Origin of the sequence: Chenggangzhangella methanolivorans (assembly GCF_019797865.1) — a bacterium.
Lineage (GTDB): Bacteria > Pseudomonadota > Alphaproteobacteria > Rhizobiales > Methylopilaceae > Methylopila > Methylopila methanolivorans.
In genome coordinates, this window is sequence record NZ_CP081869.1 from 5,222,277 (window position 1) to 5,238,024 (window position 15,748).

13 protein-coding genes and 2 pseudogenes are annotated in these 15,748 nt (G+C 67.9%); 6 read left to right on the top strand and 9 right to left on the bottom strand.

The window, feature by feature from the left end:
- Positions 1-44 precede the first annotated feature (44 nt).
- The 3 genes from K6K41_RS27525 to K6K41_RS27535 all read left to right on the top strand — a co-directional run bounded on the left by K6K41_RS27525 (position 45) and on the right by K6K41_RS27535 (position 2,582).
- Positions 45-1,346 (top strand): hypothetical protein, encoded by a 1,302-nt coding sequence (locus tag K6K41_RS27525; RefSeq protein WP_261403171.1) that lies wholly within the window; start codon positions 45-47, stop codon positions 1,344-1,346.
- 138 nt (positions 1,347-1,484) lie between these two features.
- Entirely contained in the window at positions 1,485-2,183 is a 699-nt protein-coding gene (locus tag K6K41_RS27530; RefSeq protein WP_261403172.1) for a site-2 protease family protein, read from the top strand.
- A gap of 159 nt (positions 2,184-2,342) precedes the next feature.
- Positions 2,343-2,582, top strand: a complete 240-nt coding sequence (locus K6K41_RS27535; protein WP_261403173.1) for a hypothetical protein — start codon at positions 2,343-2,345, stop codon at positions 2,580-2,582.
- Between the two features lie 362 nt (positions 2,583-2,944).
- Here the strand turns inward: K6K41_RS27535 and K6K41_RS27540 are convergent, their stop codons facing one another.
- Positions 2,945-6,655, bottom strand: a complete 3,711-nt coding sequence (locus tag K6K41_RS27540) for a vitamin B12-dependent ribonucleotide reductase (RefSeq protein ID WP_261403174.1) — start codon at positions 6,653-6,655, stop codon at positions 2,945-2,947.
- A 602-nt stretch (positions 6,656-7,257) separates the two neighbouring features.
- Here K6K41_RS27540 and K6K41_RS27545 point away from each other — a divergent pair.
- Positions 7,258-7,674 (top strand): NADH:ubiquinone oxidoreductase subunit NDUFA12, encoded by a 417-nt coding sequence (locus tag K6K41_RS27545; protein ID WP_261405846.1) that lies wholly within the window; start codon positions 7,258-7,260, stop codon positions 7,672-7,674.
- A 212-nt stretch (positions 7,675-7,886) separates the two neighbouring features.
- Complete coding sequence (locus K6K41_RS27550) at positions 7,887-8,246, top strand: DUF2155 domain-containing protein (protein ID WP_261403175.1); 360 nt, start codon at positions 7,887-7,889, stop codon at positions 8,244-8,246.
- 113 nt (positions 8,247-8,359) lie between these two features.
- Here K6K41_RS27550 and K6K41_RS27560 read toward each other — a convergent pair whose 3' ends face one another.
- From K6K41_RS27560 to K6K41_RS27590, 8 genes and pseudogenes are all read right to left on the bottom strand, one after another.
- A complete protein-coding gene (locus K6K41_RS27560; RefSeq protein WP_261403176.1) occupies positions 8,360-9,118 on the bottom strand; it encodes a proteasome-type protease in 759 nt (252 codons plus the stop codon).
- 119 nt (positions 9,119-9,237) lie between these two features.
- Entirely contained in the window at positions 9,238-9,735 is a 498-nt protein-coding gene (locus tag K6K41_RS29885) for a transglutaminase-like domain-containing protein (RefSeq protein ID WP_315855104.1), read from the bottom strand.
- A 241-nt stretch (positions 9,736-9,976) separates the two neighbouring features.
- A pseudogene (locus K6K41_RS29890) lies at positions 9,977-10,159 on the bottom strand (transglutaminase N-terminal domain-containing protein); the annotation flags it as partial.
- Positions 10,160-10,187: 28 nt separating this feature from the next.
- On the bottom strand, positions 10,188-11,129 hold the full coding sequence (locus tag K6K41_RS27570; RefSeq protein WP_261403177.1) for an alpha-E domain-containing protein: 942 nt from the start codon (positions 11,127-11,129) through the stop codon (positions 10,188-10,190).
- Between the two features lies 1 nt (position 11,130).
- Positions 11,131-12,527: pseudogene (locus K6K41_RS27575) on the bottom strand (circularly permuted type 2 ATP-grasp protein).
- 131 nt (positions 12,528-12,658) lie between these two features.
- Positions 12,659-13,414, bottom strand: a complete 756-nt coding sequence (gene radC / locus K6K41_RS27580) for a RadC family protein (RefSeq protein WP_261403178.1) — start codon at positions 13,412-13,414, stop codon at positions 12,659-12,661.
- A 176-nt stretch (positions 13,415-13,590) separates the two neighbouring features.
- The gene (map, locus tag K6K41_RS27585; RefSeq protein ID WP_261403179.1) at positions 13,591-14,418 is read right to left on the bottom strand and encodes a type I methionyl aminopeptidase; all 828 of its coding nucleotides are present in this window, start codon (positions 14,416-14,418) and stop codon (positions 13,591-13,593) included.
- Between the two features lie 226 nt (positions 14,419-14,644).
- Complete coding sequence (locus K6K41_RS27590) at positions 14,645-15,049, bottom strand: winged helix-turn-helix transcriptional regulator (protein WP_261403180.1); 405 nt, start codon at positions 15,047-15,049, stop codon at positions 14,645-14,647.
- A 75-nt stretch (positions 15,050-15,124) separates the two neighbouring features.
- On the opposite strand from K6K41_RS27590, the gene K6K41_RS27595 reads away from it, so the two are divergent.
- A complete protein-coding gene (locus K6K41_RS27595; RefSeq protein ID WP_261403181.1) occupies positions 15,125-15,739 on the top strand; it encodes an FMN-dependent NADH-azoreductase in 615 nt (204 codons plus the stop codon).
- Positions 15,740-15,748 lie beyond the last annotated feature (9 nt).

A 15,748-nucleotide genomic window follows, 5' to 3' on the forward strand; every position in this document is an offset into this window, starting at 1 on the left:
CATCCGGCGGCCCGCCTGACGAACTCGGGGGAGTTCAAAGAACCATGACGCGCCTGCGCCTCGCCGTGACGATGCTGTTGTGCTCCGCCGGCGCCGCCGCCGCGCAGTCGGGCGACGCGGCGTTCTGCCGGTCCTACGCCGCGACCACCGCGGTCGTCGCGGAGGACGCGATCCGCATCGACGGCGCCTGCCAGGACTTCAGCAAGGGCGTCCACGGGATCGAGAAGATGCACCGCGACTGGTGCATGCGGACCGCGCAGAGCGAGGTGGAGGGCGCCGCGACCTATATCCGCCGGCTCGCCAGCCAGTGCGTCAAAGGCCGGCTCGCGCGGCCGACCGACTATGGCGGCTACGACATCGCCGGGAATGAGGCGTTCGAGCGCAGCTATGGAGAGGCGCGCGGCTGGCAGGTGACGTCGGCCTTCAGCGGCCGGACCTTCATGTATTGCGCCGCGACCAAGGATGTCGGCCGCGGCGACGTGCGGCTGGGTCGCGACCTCGTCGAACCGGGCGCGTCCGGGCAGTGGCGGCTTGCTGTTCCGGTGGCGTCGAAGCCCGACTGGCGGGGCGCGCTCGAGATCGACGGCCGAGGCTCGGGCCATGGCGGCGGCGAGAGCGTCGGCGGCGCGGCGCGCGACGGCTGGACGATCGCCTGGCTGTCGATGAGCGACGTCGAGGCCCTGCGGCAGGGCAAGGCGGCGAGGCTGAACGCCGGCGCGGCCGGTTTCGAGTTCGCGCTCGACGGCGCGGCGGCCGCGCTCCTCAAGGTCGAGGAATGCGTCGCGCGCAAAGGCGGCGCTCCGGTCGCCTCGCCGACGCAGGCGTCCGGCGCGAGCGTCGGGCCGGAAATCGCCGCCAAGGGCGCAGTCGCGCATTCGTTCGAGGCGCAGATCTTCATGTCGGCCAAGGCGCAGGCGCGGCTGAAGAAGATCGGCGAGAAGGTGAAGGTCGCGGCTTATTACTCCGGCGAGCCCGTCCCTTCGAAGCGCAAGCTCGCCAACGAGGTCGGCGAGATTTCGCTCGGCGACGAGGAGGTCGTGCTGCCTCCGGAAGGCGGAGCCGCGCGGATGAAGGGCGAGATGCCCGCAAAGAAGATCGGCTGGGTGAAGGAGCTGGTTTTTCTCGGCCCGCCTCGCCCACCAGGACAACCTGCTGAACTGCGGCATCTTCCAGGACTCGATCAAGCGGGCGCAGACGCAGCCGATCGTGATCACCTGCAAGCTGATCGACGAGGGGTGACCGCACCCTCGTCCCGGATCGAGTCAGGGACTCAGAGCCGAAACCGTTTCCGATGGAAATTCCGAGAGGCCGATCTCTCTCTGTCTCTGAAGCCGCATCGGTTCTAGGTCCCGGATCAAGTCCGGGACAAGAGGGGTCTGCTTCCGGTCTCGCCGCCGCCCGGTTATCGTCTGATCAGAAGTTTCCGCCGGCCATGCCCGGCCGATCGGCGAGACGACGATGGACGCCATTTTCGCCGCGCTGCAATGGCTCGCGACCGCCGGCCTGCTCGCCTGCGGGTTGCGCTTCTGGTCTGGGCGTCGCTCCACGCCATGCTCGCAGCGCACGAGGCCGGCCATGCGGCGGCCGCCTGGCTGACGGGCTATCCGGTGCGGCTGGTCGAGGTCGGAAGCGGCTACGTGCTGTTCCAGGCCGTCGTGGGCCTCACGCTGATCCGCTGGCGTCTGCTTCCGGGCCGCGGGGCGACGTTCCTGTATCGACCGTTCCTACTAAGGCGGCGAGCGCGCATCGCCTTCTTGATCGGCGGCTGTGCCGCCAACGTCCTCGCGATCGTCGGCCTGTTCGTCGCGATGGACGGCGCGTCCGAGCAGGTGCGGGGCTATCTGCTGTTCTTCGTCGTCGGGCAGTTTCTCGGACTGTTCGAACTCCTGTCCGTCCGCCCCTCGCGGCTGACGGGCCTGACCCCCGACGGCGGTGCGCTTCTGGCTGCGTTCCGCGCGCGCCCGGGCTGGGATCGGGCGTTGATCAGGGACTATTTCGCCGGAATCCGCCGCGGCTATCGCGGCGCGGGGCCCGAGCGCGCCACGAGGCTGTCGGCCGTCGCGCTGCACGCGGTCCATGTCGGCGGCCCCGACCGCGACCCGGACGCGACTGAGCCGCAGGAGCCCGGCGACCGGTATCTTTCCCGGGCCTGCACGCCGCATTGCTGCGGCGAAGGGCGCTGACGCCGGCCGAACGCGCGACGCTGCTGGACTCGCTCGTCACCGGGGATCTTCTCGTCGGCTCCGGCGACCTCGCCAATCTCGACCAGTGGTCCGCCGAGCTCGTCGCGCTGCTGCCTGAAAATCCCAACGCCAACGCCAGCCCGCGGGGCGGTTCTGGCGATGCTCGGCCGTCCCGAGGCGAGACGACATCTGGAGATGGAGTTCGGCCCCGAGGCGACGCCCTTCGCCTGCTCGCTCCGGCACGCTTTCCTGGCCCGCGCGCTGCTGAACGAGGGGAACGTGGGGGCGGCGAGGGAGGAGATCGAAAGATCCAAGGGGCGCTGGGCGGAGATGGGCATACGCCTGACGCTGCCGGTCATCGCCGCGATGGAGGAGGAGATGGCGGAGGAGGGAGCCTGAGGGGCCGCGGCGCGATGACGGCGACGATGCGCAGCAGCCGCGCCCGGACTTCCTGTCGCAGCAGCGGCGTGGCGGGCGTCCGCGTTCGTGCGGGGCGCTTCTGAACCCTACCACCAGAGGGGCGTCCATGTCGCGACGGCGACCGTCGCAGGGTTCGTCATGCCGGCGGAAGGCCCCGCGAACGCAGCGAAGGCGTTCCGGACGCTGCGCGGCCAGAAGGCGGAGGCGCGGGAGTTCGAGAGGGGCGTGCACGCTGAAGAGGTGAGGCGGTATGGGCCTCTAAAAGAAAACGGCCCGGGTTCGTCCGGGCCGTTTCTTGATTGAAGGCGCTCGGCTCAATCTCTCATCGATGAGCCGTTCGCTCAGCTGCACCCGCTCGTCGAACCACACGTGTCGCACTTCAGGCACGTCCCGTTGCGCACCATCGTGTAGTTGCCGCACTCCGAGCAGTTGTCGCCCTCATAGCCCTTCACGCGCGCTTCGGCTCGGCGGGCCTCGGCGGTCTTGGCGGCAGGGGCGGGCTCCTTCGGGGCCTCCCAGGCGAGATGGCCGAGCGCAGGCGTCTCTTCCCGCGCGGGCTCGCGCTTCAGCGCGGTTGCGGCGCCGCCGGACGAGAGAGCCGTCACCGCCGGGCGGCCGCCGATCGCGGTCACGTTTGAGGCGCTGGCCGCGCCGCGAGGCTCGCCGTTGGTCGTGGAGGAGGGCACCGCGGAGAGCTGCCGGCCGCGCACAAGACCCTTGGAGACCGGGACCGGGGAGGGGGCGCGGTCCTCGCTCACGCCCTCGCCGATCGCGTCGGGCGTGATGCTCGACGGGTCGACATGGGCGAGGTCGTAGCGCGACAGATACGAGATCGCGAGTTCGCGGAACACGTAGTCAAGGATCGACGTCGCGTTCTTGATCGTGTCGTTGCCCTGCACGAAGCCGGCCGGCTCGAAGCGGGTGAAGGTGAAGGCCTCCACATATTCTTCGAGCGGCACGCCGTATTGCAGGCCGAGCGAGACGGCGATGGCAAAGTTGTTCATCACCGAGCGGAAGGCCGCGCCTTCCTTGTGCATGTCGATGAAGATCTCGCCGATGCGGCCGTCGTCATATTCGCCGGTGCGCAGATAGACCTTGTGGCCGCCCACGATCGCCTTCTGGGTGTAGCCCTTGCGGCGGGACGGAAGCTTCTCGCGCTCGCGGGTGAGCTGCACGCGCTCGACGATCTTCTCGATGACCTGGGCCGTCCGCGCCGCTTGCGGCGCGGCCACGAGAGCCTCGATCGCGTCGTCCTCGTCCTCCTCGTCGGAGATCAGCTGCGCGGAAAGAGGCTGGCTGAGCTTCGAACCGTCGCGATAGAGGGCGTTGGCCTTCAGCGCGAGCTTCCAGGAGAGGTCGTAGGCCGCGGCGCAATCCTCGACGGTCGCGTCGTTCGGCATGTTGATGGTCTTGGAAATCGCGCCCGAGATAAAGGGCTGGGCGGCCGCCATCATACGGATGTGGCTCTCGACCGAGAGGAAGCGCTTGCCGGTGCGCCCGCAAGGGTTGGCGCAGTCGAACACCGGATAGTGCTCGGCCTTGAGGAAGGGCGCGCCCTCAACGTCATCGCGCCGCAGACATGGGTGTTGGCGGCCTCGACCTCGGCCTTGGTGAAGCCGAGATGGACAAGCAGGTCGAAGGACGGATCCTCGAGCTTCTCGGCCGGCACCTTCAGCTGGTCGCGCAGGAAGGCTTCGCCCAGCGTCCCACTTGTTGAAGATGAACTTGATGTCGAAGGCCGACTTGCAGGCGCCTTCCAGGGTCTCGATGGCCTCGTCCGAAAAACCCTTGGTGCGGAGCGTCGAGGGGTTGACGCCCGGCGCCTGGCGCATCGAGCCGTGGCCGACGGCGTAAGCCTCGATCTCGGCGATCTGGTGCTCGGCGTAGCCGAGCGCCCGGAGCGCCTCCGGCACCGCGCGGTTGATGATCTTGAAGTAGCCGCCGCCCGCGAGCTTCTTGAACTTCACCAGCGCGAAGTCGGGCTCGATGCCGGTGGTGTCGCAGTCCATCACGAGGCCGATCGTGCCGGTCGGGGCCACCACCGAGACCTGCGCGTTGCGGAAGCCGTGCTGCTCGCCGAGCGAGAGGGCCTTCGCCCAGACGTCCTGCGCCGCGGTCGCGATCTCGCGCTGCTTCACGGAAGCCACGTCGAGCGGCACGGGGAGCGTCGAGAGCGCCTCGTAGCCGCCGGCCTCGCCGCGGGCGGCTCGGGCGTGGTTGCGGATGACGCGCAGCATGTGGTCGCGGTTCTCGGGGAAGCCGTCGAAGGCCCCGAGTTCGGCCGCCATCTCGGCGGACGTCGCGTAGGAGACGCCGGTCATCAGCGCCGAGAGCGCGCCGCAGAGCGCGCGGGCTTCGGCCGAGTCATAGGCGACGCCCGAGGACATCAGCAGGCCGCCGATGTTGGCGTAGCCGATGCCGAGCGTGCGGAACTTCCACGACAGGGCCGCGATCTGGCGCGAGGGGAACTGCGCCATCAGCACCGAGATCTCGAGCACGATCGTCCACAGCCGGCAGGCGTGGGAATAGGCCTCGACGTCGAAGCTCTTATCCGCGCGGCGGAACTGCAGCAGGTTGAGCGAGGCGAGATTGCAGGCCGTGTCGTCGAGGAACATGTACTCCGAGCACGGATTCGAGGCGCGGATCGGGCCTGAAGCCGGGCAGGTGTGCCAGTCGTTGACGGTGGTGTGGTACTGGATGCCGGGATCGGCGCAGGCCCAGGCCGCGTAGGAGATCTGGTCCCACAGCCCGCGAGCTTTCAGCGTCTTGGTGACCTTGCCGGTGGTGCGGCCGATGAGGTTCCAGTCGCCGTCCTGCTCGACCGCGCGGAGGAAGTCGTCCGTGACGCGCACCGAGTTGTTGGAGTTCTGGCCCGCGACCGTGAGGTAGGCCTCGCCGTCCCAGTCGGTCGTGTAGGTGTCGAGATCGATGTCGGTCTTGCCCTGGGCCGCCTGCTGCAACACGCGCTTGATCAGCGAATCCGAGACCTGCGCCTTGCGGGCGAGCTTCACCTCACGCTTGAGCGCCGGGTTCTTCTCCGGGTCGCAGCAGTCATGGCCGGGACCGTCGCAGTTCACGCAGGCCTTCAGGATTGCCTTGAGATGCTTCTTGACGACCTTTGAGCCGGTGACAAGCGCCGCGACCTTCTGCTCCTCCTTCACCTTCCACGAGACGTAGGTCTCGATGTCGGGGTGGTCGGCGTCGACCACGACCATCTTGGCCGCGCGGCGCGTCGTGCCGCCCGACTTGATGGCGCCGGCGGCGCGGTCGCCGATCTTGAGGAAGGACATGAGGCCCGACGAGCGCCCGCCGCCCGACAGTCGCTCGCCTTCGCCGCGGAGCTGGGAGAAGTTCGAGCCGGTGCCCGAGCCGTACTTGAAGAGGCGCGCCTCGCGGACCCACAGGTCCATGATGCCGCCGTCGTTCACGAGGTCGTCGGAGACGCCCTGGATGAAGCAGGCGTGCGGCTGCGGGCGCTCGTAGGAGCTCTCGGAGGCGCGCACTTCGCCGGTCTTGTGGTCGGCGTAGAAATGGCCCTGCGAGGGGCCGTCGATGCCGTAGGCCCAGTGCAGGCCGGTGTTGAACCACTGCGGCGAGTTCGGCGCGGCCTTCTGGGTCGCGAGCATATAGGCGAGCTCGTCGAAGAACGCCTGCGCGTCCTCCTCGGTGTCGAAATAGCCCTGGCCCCAGCCCCAATACGTCCAGGTGCCGGCCAGACGATCAAAGACCTGACGGGCGTCGCGCTCGCCGCTGAAGCGCTCGGCCTCGGGCAGGGACTGAAGCGCCGCCTCGTCGGCGACCGAGCGCCAGAGCCAGGAGGGAACCGTGTTCTCCTCGACTGGCTTCAGGCGCGCGGGGACGCCGGCCTTGCGGAAATACTTCTGCGCCAGAATGTCGACCGCGACCTGGCTCCAGGCCTCCGGAACGTCGATGTCGGCCGCGCGGAAGACCACAGAGCCGTCCGGATTGCGGATCTCGCTCGTCGCCTTGCGGAACGCGATCTCCGCGTAACGCGACTGGCCGGCCTTGGTGTAGCGACGGTCGATGCGCATGGTCGTCCAAAGCTCCAAAAGTCAGGCCGGCCGCGCCCCCGAGACGCGTCAGCGTTCCAGATGCAGTCGCCGGAGCGCAAGAAGCCGCTCTCGCGCAGGGCGTGCGCAAGTTTGGCCGGAAGGCCGGGAGGCCTTGCGCGGGCGATGCGTTCGATTGTTCCGTCGCTGTCTGGCGCCGACGATCAGGTCGGCTGCGACGGGTCCGAAGCTGGTCGAGAATCGTGTCTCAGTCGAGTCTCTTTTTCCCGTACGTATCCCAATCTGTGGGGCCATGTGGTCCGTTCGAGACTAGATATAGTGTCGCCCGACTCCTGAATCAAAGGTTGACGACCTGTTCACGGCGCTGTCTCAAACCGTCGTTTTTCAGCGCTCGTTAACGGCCCGGCCCGATCCGGCGCGCTGTGGAAAACTGCGGGGACGATTGTGGCCGCGGCCGCCGTCAAGCGGAAAACCGGAGGGTCGTCGAACACCGGGGATAAGCGGCGGGCGACAACGTTCACGGCCCCGCGAAAGCGGCCTCCGAACGGCTGTGCGGACTGGACAAACGCAGCCTGCGGGCCGATACCCATCGGACCTTTCTCGGCGGGCGGCGACCCATGTCCCTGATGAGCATCCTCACGAGCGTCTTCACCTGGTGGAACGGCTCCACCATCGGAACGCGCGTGGCCATTTCTCGGGCCAAGGGCGAACTCGTGGGCGAGGACGAGTTCGGCAACAAGTATTATCGCCTGCCGAACGACCCCGCGAAGAACGCCGCCTTCGGGACCGAGCGGCGCTGGGTGATCTATTCGGGCTACGCCGAGGCCTCGGCGATTCCCGCCGGCTGGCACGGCTGGATGCACCACACGGTCAACACGCCGCCTGCGAACGAGAACTACGTCGCGCGCGAATGGCAGAAGCCGCATCTTCCGAATCGCACTGGTTCGGCCGACGCCTATCGCCCGAAGGGCTCGGCGCTCTCGACGGGCAAGCGTCCGGCCGCGACCGGCGACTATCAGGCCTGGTCGCCCGGCGACTGAGGCTCCGTTTTCGCCTCGTCCGCGCCTGAATTTCCGGGCTTGCTCACGGCGTCGAAAATCGTCGCGTCTCCTGTCCGAGGCTTGAAAGCCGTTTTGTCGTCCCTTCGCTGTCTGCTGATCGCCGCCGCGGCTCTCGTTCCGGCGGCCGCGCTCGCCCAGAACCCGGCACCTCCACGCTCGAGCGCCAGCCGCGCGCCGCGCGGCCCGAGGTCGTGCAGCCGACGCCGCGGATTTCGAACCCGGTCGCGGTGTTCAACGGGCTCGACAAGATCACCGGCCGCATCACCGAATTCGACGCGCCGATCGACAAGGTCGCGACTTTCGGCGCGCTGAAGGTGACGCCGCATGTCTGCTACACGCGCCCGCCGACCGAGGCCCCGAACACGACCTCGTATGTCGACGTCGAGGAGATCACGCTCACCAACGAGCAGCGTAAGATCTATTCGGGCTGGATGTTCGCCTCGAGTCCCGGCCTCACGGGCGTCGAGCATCCGATCTACGACGTGTGGCTGATCGACTGCAAAGGCGGCGCGCGCCCCGAGGCCCCGCAGGGGCCGACGCTCGGCGAGTGAGCTTCATACGGCGACGAGCCTGCGGTCGCTCTACGCCAAGCTCGGCCGCCGCGAGGACGTGACGCACTTCGACATCGACCCGGAATGACGCCGCACGACGGCGCGCGCTCGGCTTAGATGTCGCCCGGCACGTTCGCGCCGTAAGGCGGCCGGGGAATCTGCATGTGGGCGTCGCGCAGCGCCTGCGACCAGCGCTCCCGAAGATCGAGAAAATACTGGTCGTTCGGCTCGATCCGGAAATCGAGCTCGGGTTCGAGCGCGTCCTTCCGCAGCACGAGGACGTCGATGGGCGGGCCGACGCCGAGATTGGAGCGCATGGTCGAGTCCATCGAGATCAGGCCGATCTTCAGCGCGTCGTAGAGGTCGGTGTCGTAGGTGACCGCCCGGTCGAGAATCGGCTTGCCGTATTTGTGCTCGCCGATCTGGAAATAGGGGGTGTCGGGCGTCACCTCGATGAAGTTGCCGGCGGCGTAGATCATGAAGAGACGCAGGCGTCCGCCCGCCACCTGACCGGCGAAGAGCATCTGGACGTCGAAGCGCGCCGTCATTTGTTCGAGGCTCGCGCCGTCGACGCGCCAGACCTCGCGCACCGCCCGGCCGACGAGCTGCGCCGCCTTGAACATGGTGGGCTGCTGGTCGAGCGTCTCGAGCTCGCCCGTTTCGGGATTCTCGACGCCCTCCGACAGCAGCGACAGCACCGACTGGCTGACCGACAGGTTCCCGGACGTCGCGATGGCGAGCGTGCGCCGTCCCTTCTCCGAGACGATCTTTAGCTTGCGAAAGGTCGCGATGTTGTCGATGCCCGCGTTGGTCCGCGTGTCAGCGATCATCACGAGCCCGTCGCGGACCAGTATGCCGACGCAATACGTCATGGAGAAATACGATCCCGAGCTCCCGCGCGCGGGAGGCTAGCAGGGGAGAAGGCCGCGGCACAATGCGCGAGTCTCCGGCGCCGCCGAAAGCTGGGCGCCGAAGTTCGAAAGCTGCGGCGTCAGGCGCGGCGGAAAGCGCGCGGACCGCCCGAAGCTTCGACCGACACGTCCACCGAAAACGTCTCGCCGATCCCGCCATATCGCGAGCCGCGGGTGGGCGCCGCGCCCAGATGATCGAGGCCGATGGCGACGCGGACGTGCGATTCGGTGGTGCTGAGGCCGAGCGACGGATCGAAGCCGACCCAGCCGAGACCCGGCGCATAGGCCTCGGCCCAGCAATGCGCGGCGTTCTGCGGGCGAGGCCCGTCGTCCTCGTCCTCCGCCTCGGCCGCGCCCATGCTTTGCGTCTGCCCGTCCTGGCTCTGGCTGAGCGAGGCGGTGGCCGACTGCCCGCCGTCCTTCAGGTGCAGATAGCCGGTGACGTATCGCCCGGGCGACCCCAGGCTGCGCGCGGCGGCGAGGAAGACATGGGCGAGATCCTGCGGCGTGCCGCGCTTCACGCCGAAGGCCTCCGCCGCGCTGCCGGCGGGATCCTTCGCCTCCGGATCGAGGGCCACCGTCTCGTGGACGGGCGAGCAGGCGGTGGAGCGCGTCGAGCGGATCCTTGGCGCCGGCCGCCGCGTCGGCGGCGAAGGCGCGGATGTCGAGGTCAGGCGTCGAGAGGTCGGTCTCGCGCAGATAAAGCGGCGCCGGGAACCGCTCCACCGCGCCCCGCACCACGCCGCTGACGTCATGGGTGTCAACCTCGCCCTCGACGAGGACGCTCAGGCTTTCGACCGGCCCGTCGACCGCGAAGACGTGGGTCTGGTTGCCGAACGCGTCCTCCGAGGCGTGGAGGCGGCAATTGCGGTCGATGTCGAGCCGCCAGCGCACCACGTGCAGCCCCTCGAAGCTGCGCGGGGTGAGGCGCAGCGTCTGGATCACAGAGGCCGGCGCCGTCTCGAAATTGTAGACCGTCTCGTGACGGATCTTCAGGCGCATGTCGCAGCCACCGTCATGCCAGGCGTCGTCATGCGAGATACTGCTCGTGGATCGCCGAGCCGAGCCGGTTGTTGTCGCTGATGAAGCCGGTGATGAACTCGTGCAGCCCGCCCTGGAACACCTCCTTGATGTCGGCGTTGTCGAGCCTCACCCTGCTCGCCCGCGCGAGCCGCTGCGCCTGGCCCTGGCGGCCATAGGCGCGCGCGAGGTCGTCGAGATGGCGCACGAGCTCGCCATAGCAGGAGGCGAGCGAGCGCGGCATCTGGTCGTTGAGGATCAGGAGATCGGCCACCAGCCAGGGCTTCAGGCTCTCGCGATAGACCCAGTGGTAGCTGTTCACGGCCGACACGGCGCGCAGGATCGCGGACCACTGGTAATAGTCGAGGCCGCCGCCGACCTCGTCCTTGTCGGGCAGCAGCAGGTGGTACTTCACGTCGAGGATGCGCGCGGTGTTGTCGGCGCGCTCGAGCAGCATCCCGAGCTGCGAAAAGTCGTAGATGTCGTTCCGCAGCATCGTCCGCGCGGCCGAACCGTCGAACCGCAGCGAGATCTCCTTCACCCAGGTGAGGAAGCGGGTTAGCTCCTCGCCTGCGAGCTTGCGGTCGGAGGTCCGGCGCAGCTCGATCCACGCGCCGTTGATGGCGTCCCACATCTCCATGGTGAGCGCGGTTCGGACCGAGCGGGCGTTGTGCCGGGCGGTCTCGAAGCAGCTCAGGATCGACGAGGGGTTGTCGCGGTCGAAAGCGAGATAGCTCACCACGTTCTCGTGGTTGGCTTCCTCGTACTTCGCGAAGAAGGCGGTGGCCACGCCCGCGGTCTGCAGCGCGCTTTCCCACTCGTTGGTCTTGCCGCCATAGGCGACGGGAAGCGAGGCGAGGCGCTGGGTCGCGTCGAGGATGCGCGCGAGCGAGTCGGCGCGCTCGATGTAGCGCGAGAGCCAGAACAGGTTGTCGGCGGTGCGGCTCAGCATGTCAGTCGTCCAGCACCCAGGTGTCCTTGGTCCCGCCGCCCTGGCTCGAATTCACGACCAGCGATCCCTCCTTCATCGCGACGCGCGTCAGCCCGCCGGGCACGATGCGCACGGCGTCCGTGCCGGTCAGCACGAAGGGCCGCAGATCGACATGCCGCGGCGCGACGCCGGAATTGACGTAAGTGGGGCAGGTGGAGAGCGCGAGCGTCGGCTGGGCGATGAAGCCCGCCGGCGAGGCTTCAGCTTGGCGCGGAAGAGCTCGATCTGCTCCTTGGTGGCGTGCGGGCCGACCAGCATGCCGTAGCCGCCGGAGCCGTGGACCTCCTTCACCACGAGCTCGGGCAGATGGTCGAGCACGTATTTGAGCGCTTCGGGCTCGCGGCAGCGATAGGTCGGGACGTTCTTCAAGATGGGCTCTGCGCCGAGATAGAACTTAATGATCTCGGGCATGTAGCTGTAGACGGCCTTGTCGTCGGCGACGCCGGTGCCGACCGCGTTGGTCAGCGTGATGTTGCCGGCGTGGTAGGCGCTGATCAGCCCCGGAACGCCGAGCGAACTCTCGGGCTTGAACACCATCGGGTCGATCCACTCGTCGTCGATGCGGCGGTAGATCACGTCGACGCGCTTGGGGCCCTCGGTCGTGCGCATGTAGACGACGTCGTCGCGCACGAAGAGGTCGCGGCCCTCGACCAGCTCGACGCCGAGCTTGTCGGCCAGGAACGAGTGCTCGTAATAGGCCGAGTTGTAGACGCCCGGCGTCATCAGCACGACGGTGGGGTCGGCCGAGGCCGACCGCGGCGCGATCGAGCGCAGCGTGGCCAGAAGCTCGTCGGAGTATTTCTCGACCGGCGCGACGCGGTGGCGCGAGAACAGCTCGGGGAAGAGGCGGATCATCACCTCGCGGTTCTCGAGCATGTAGGAGACGCCCGACGGCGTGCGGGCGTTGTCCTCGAGAACGTAGAAAGTGTCGGCGTCGACGCGGACGATGTCGATGCCGGCGATGTGGACCCAGAGGTCGTGAGGCGGTCGCTTGCCCGCCATCTCGGGCCGGAACGCCTCGTTCTGGAACACGAGGTCGTCGGGGATGATCCCGGCCTTCAGGATCTCGCGCCGTCCGTAGACGTCGGCGATGTACATGTTGAGCGCCCGAACGCGCTGCTCGAGGCCGACCTTGAGCGCGTTCCACTCAGGGTTCGTGATGATGCGCGGGATGATGTCGAACGGGATCAGGCGCTCCTGCGCCTGCTGGTCGCCATAGACCGCGAAGGTGATGCCGATGCGCCGAAACAGCAGCTCGGCTTCCTTCACCCGATATTCCAGGAGATCGGGGGGCGCCGCGCTGAGCCATTCGGAAAGCTTGCCATAGGCCTCGCGGATTGAGCCGTCGGACAGCGTCATTTCGTCAAAGGCGAGGGCTGGCAAGCGAACGGACTCCAATAGAACGCGTCTGGAGAGATGCTAATCCACGAGCGGCTCGTGGAAAGGGGGGCGGCGCCCCTTTTTCAGGCGCCGCGGCGCCTCCCGACCCGTCAGAACAACTTTAGCGCGCGAAACGAGGCGTGACCCTCGCGACCTACAATCACATGGTCGTGGATCTCGATCCCGAGCGGTTTGGCGATCTGGACGATCGTGCGAGTCATCTCGATGTCGGCGCGGCTCGGCGTCGGGTCGCCGGACGGATGATTGTGGACGAGGATGAGCGCGGAGGCGCGAAGCTCAAGAGCGCGACGGACCACCTCGCGCGGATAGACGGGCGTGTGGTCGATCGTGCCGGACTGCTGCACCTCGTCGGCGATCAGGCCGTTCTTCTTGTCGAGGAACAGGATGCGGAAACGCTCGCGGTCGTCGAACGCCATGGCGGTGCGGCAGTAGTCGATCAGCGCCGACCAAGACGACAGCACGGTCTTCTTGCCGATCGCGCCCTTGGCGAATCTTCGTGCTGCGGCTTCGATCACCTTGAAGTCGGTCGCGGTCGCGTCCTTGACGCCCTTGATCTCGACGAGCCGTTCATAGGGCGCCGCCAGCACGTCCGCGAAGGAGCCGAAGGCGGCGATCAGCTGCTTGGCGAGCGGCTTCACGTCTCCGCGGGGAAGCGTGCGGAAGAGCACGAGCTCGAGCAGTTCGTAGTCGGGGAGAGATTCGGGCCCGCTGTCGAGGAAGCGCGCCTTCAGCCGGGCGCGGTGGCCGAGATAGTGGGGCTCGGCGTCGCCGGCGGGCGACGCCGTCTTGCGCGCGGGCAGCGCGTCGTCGAAGCCGGGCAGGGCGCTTTCGGCGTCTGTGGACATGCGGGCTCTGGCTCGCGAACGGGGCGTGACCCCATCGTGGCCCCAGCCGCGACGATCGGCAAGGAACTGCGTGATTCCGGACGCCTGCCGACGGCCGGCGCCTCAGCCTCAGGATGGTTTTCGCTTCTCCACGATCCTCATGCGAGCGGCGTCTCGAAGCGCGCAGTCGGCTTCGTTCAGGCGCTCGCGAAGCTCGGAGCCATCAGGCCACGGGGCGACTCCGTGAAGATCTCGTAGCCGGTCTCGGTCACGCCGATCATGTGCTCGTACTGCGCCGAGAGCGAGCGGTCGCGGGTCACCGCCGTCCAGCCGTCGCCGAGCACTTTTACGTGCGGGCGGCCGAGATTGATCATGGGCTCGATGGTGAAGAGCATTCCGGGCTTGAGCTCCGGGCCCTCGCCGCGGCGGCCGTAATGCAGAATGTTGGGCTCGTCGTGGAACAGGCGGCCGATGCCGTGGCCGCAGAAGTCGCGCACCACGGAGCAGCGCTCGCCCTCGGCGTAGTCCTGGATCGCCGCGCCGATGTCGCCGGTGGTGGCGCCGGGCTTCACCGCCGCGACGCCGCGCATCAGCGACTCGTAGGTGATCTCGATCAGCCGTTCGGCGCGGCGCGGGATCGCGCCGACGGCATACATCCGGCTCGAATCGCCGTGCCAGCCGTCGACGATGTAGGTGACGTCGACATTGACGATGTCGCCTTCGCGCAGCGGCTTGTCGTTCGGGATGCCGTGGCAGACCACGTGGTTGATCGAGGTGCAGATCGTGTGGGTGTAGCCGCGGTAGTAGAGGCAGGCCGGCAGCGCGCCGTTGTCCATGCCGAACTCGAGCGCCAGCCGGTCGAGCTCTTCGGTCGTCACGCCGGGTTTCACGCGTTCGCCCAGCATGTCGAGCCCCTCGGCGACGAGGCGGCCGGCCTTGCGCATGCCCTCGAACGCTTCCGGACCATGAAGCTTGATGGCTCCAGTCTTGCGAAGGGGCGAGGTGTCAGCGTCGACGAAGGTCATTTGGGGCCGAAGTTGCGGGGCTTGGGAACGCCCCGCAAACATAAGCGCATGCGCGGCCGGCGCAAGCGATCCGGCCGCGGGAGCGCGGTCAGCGGCTGGCGGTCTGCCCGCCGATCACGCGCTTGCCAGGGGCTGGGACGGACGGCGTACGAGCTGCGTGGAGCCTGTCCGGGGCCCGGCGGCGAGCCGTACCCTGGGAAATCCCGCGCCAGACCTTGCGGGCGTCTCAGCTGGACGCCGCGTGCCGCTCGTCGAACGCCTTGCGCGCGCCTTCGATCACGCTCTGGTTCTCGATCGCCCAGCCCGCGAGGGCGATCGCATGCCGCTGCAGGGAGCGCCCGAGGTCGGTGAGCTCGTAGTCGACCCGCGGCGGGATCGAGGGCGTCACGGTGCGCGTCACCAGCCCGTCGCGTTCGAGCCCGCGCAGCGTCAGCGTCAGCATCCGCTGCGACACCCCGCCGATCTGGCGCTTCAGTTCGTTGAACCGCCTCGGTCCGTCCGCAAGGATCGTGACGACGAGCACGCTCCACTTGTCGCCGACCCGCGCCAGCACCGAATTGACCATGCGGCAGTCGTGGTTCTCGGCGCCGGTGTAGCCGTGGGCGGGCACATCGGTGTGGCTGCGTGTCAAATCTGTGCCTCCTTGCGCGGCGCGCTCGAAGGTAACTTATGGAGCCTCGGTCACAAACCTATACCGAGGATCAAGATGAAACTGCTTCATGTCGACGCCAGCATCCTTGGCGACAATTCGGTCAGCCGCACGGTCTCGGCCGCGGCCGTCGCGCGGTTCAAGAACGAAGCTCCGGAGCTTGAAATCGTCCGCCGCGACCTCGCAGGCGCGCCGATCGCGCACCTTTCGGGAGCCCATCTGGCGGCCCTCGCTCTCGGTTCGGACGCGCCCGCGGGCGTCCGAGCCGAGAACGAGGAGGGCGCCCGCGCGCTGCAGGAGTTTCTCGACGCCGACGTGGTGGTGATCGGCGCGCCGATGTACAATTTCGGCGTGCCCAGCCAACTCAAGGCCTGGGTCGATCGCGTGCTCGTGGCGGGCAAGACGTTCCGCTACGGCGAGGACGGCAGGCCGGTCGGTCTTGCGGGCGGCAAGCGCGTCGTCGTCGCCATCTCCCGCGGGGGCTTCTACGGCGCGGACACGCCGATGGCGGCCTTCGAGCATGTCCAGAGCTACTTGAAGGCGGTTTTCGCCTTCATCGGCGTCACGGACGTCGAGTTTCTGGTCGCCGAAGGCGTGATGGCTGGGCCCAGCCTGCGCGAAAAGGCGATCGAAAGCGCGGTCGGAGCGACCGTCAGGCTGAAGGCGGCCTGACGGGCCGGC

Excerpts from the sequence above, each read along its gene's own strand:
- K6K41_RS27525 (WP_261403171.1), top strand. The coding sequence starts at position 45 with ATGACGCGCCTGCGCCTCGCCGTGACGATGCTGTTGTGCTCCGCCGGC.
- K6K41_RS27530 (WP_261403172.1), top strand. The coding sequence starts at position 1,485 with ATGGCTCGCGACCGCCGGCCTGCTCGCCTGCGGGTTGCGCTTCTGGTC.
- K6K41_RS27535 (WP_261403173.1), top strand. The coding sequence starts at position 2,343 with ATGCTCGGCCGTCCCGAGGCGAGACGACATCTGGAGATGGAGTTCGGC.
- K6K41_RS27540 (WP_261403174.1), bottom strand. The coding sequence starts at position 6,655 with ATGCGCATCGACCGTCGCTACACCAAGGCCGGCCAGTCGCGTTACGCG.
- K6K41_RS27560 (WP_261403176.1), bottom strand. The coding sequence starts at position 9,118 with ATGACGTATTGCGTCGGCATACTGGTCCGCGACGGGCTCGTGATGATC.
- K6K41_RS27570 (WP_261403177.1), bottom strand. The coding sequence starts at position 11,129 with ATGCTGAGCCGCACCGCCGACAACCTGTTCTGGCTCTCGCGCTACATC.
- radC (WP_261403178.1), bottom strand. The coding sequence starts at position 13,414 with ATGTCCACAGACGCCGAAAGCGCCCTGCCCGGCTTCGACGACGCGCTG.
- map (WP_261403179.1), bottom strand. The coding sequence starts at position 14,418 with ATGACCTTCGTCGACGCTGACACCTCGCCCCTTCGCAAGACTGGAGCC.
- K6K41_RS27595 (WP_261403181.1), top strand. The coding sequence starts at position 15,125 with ATGAAACTGCTTCATGTCGACGCCAGCATCCTTGGCGACAATTCGGTC.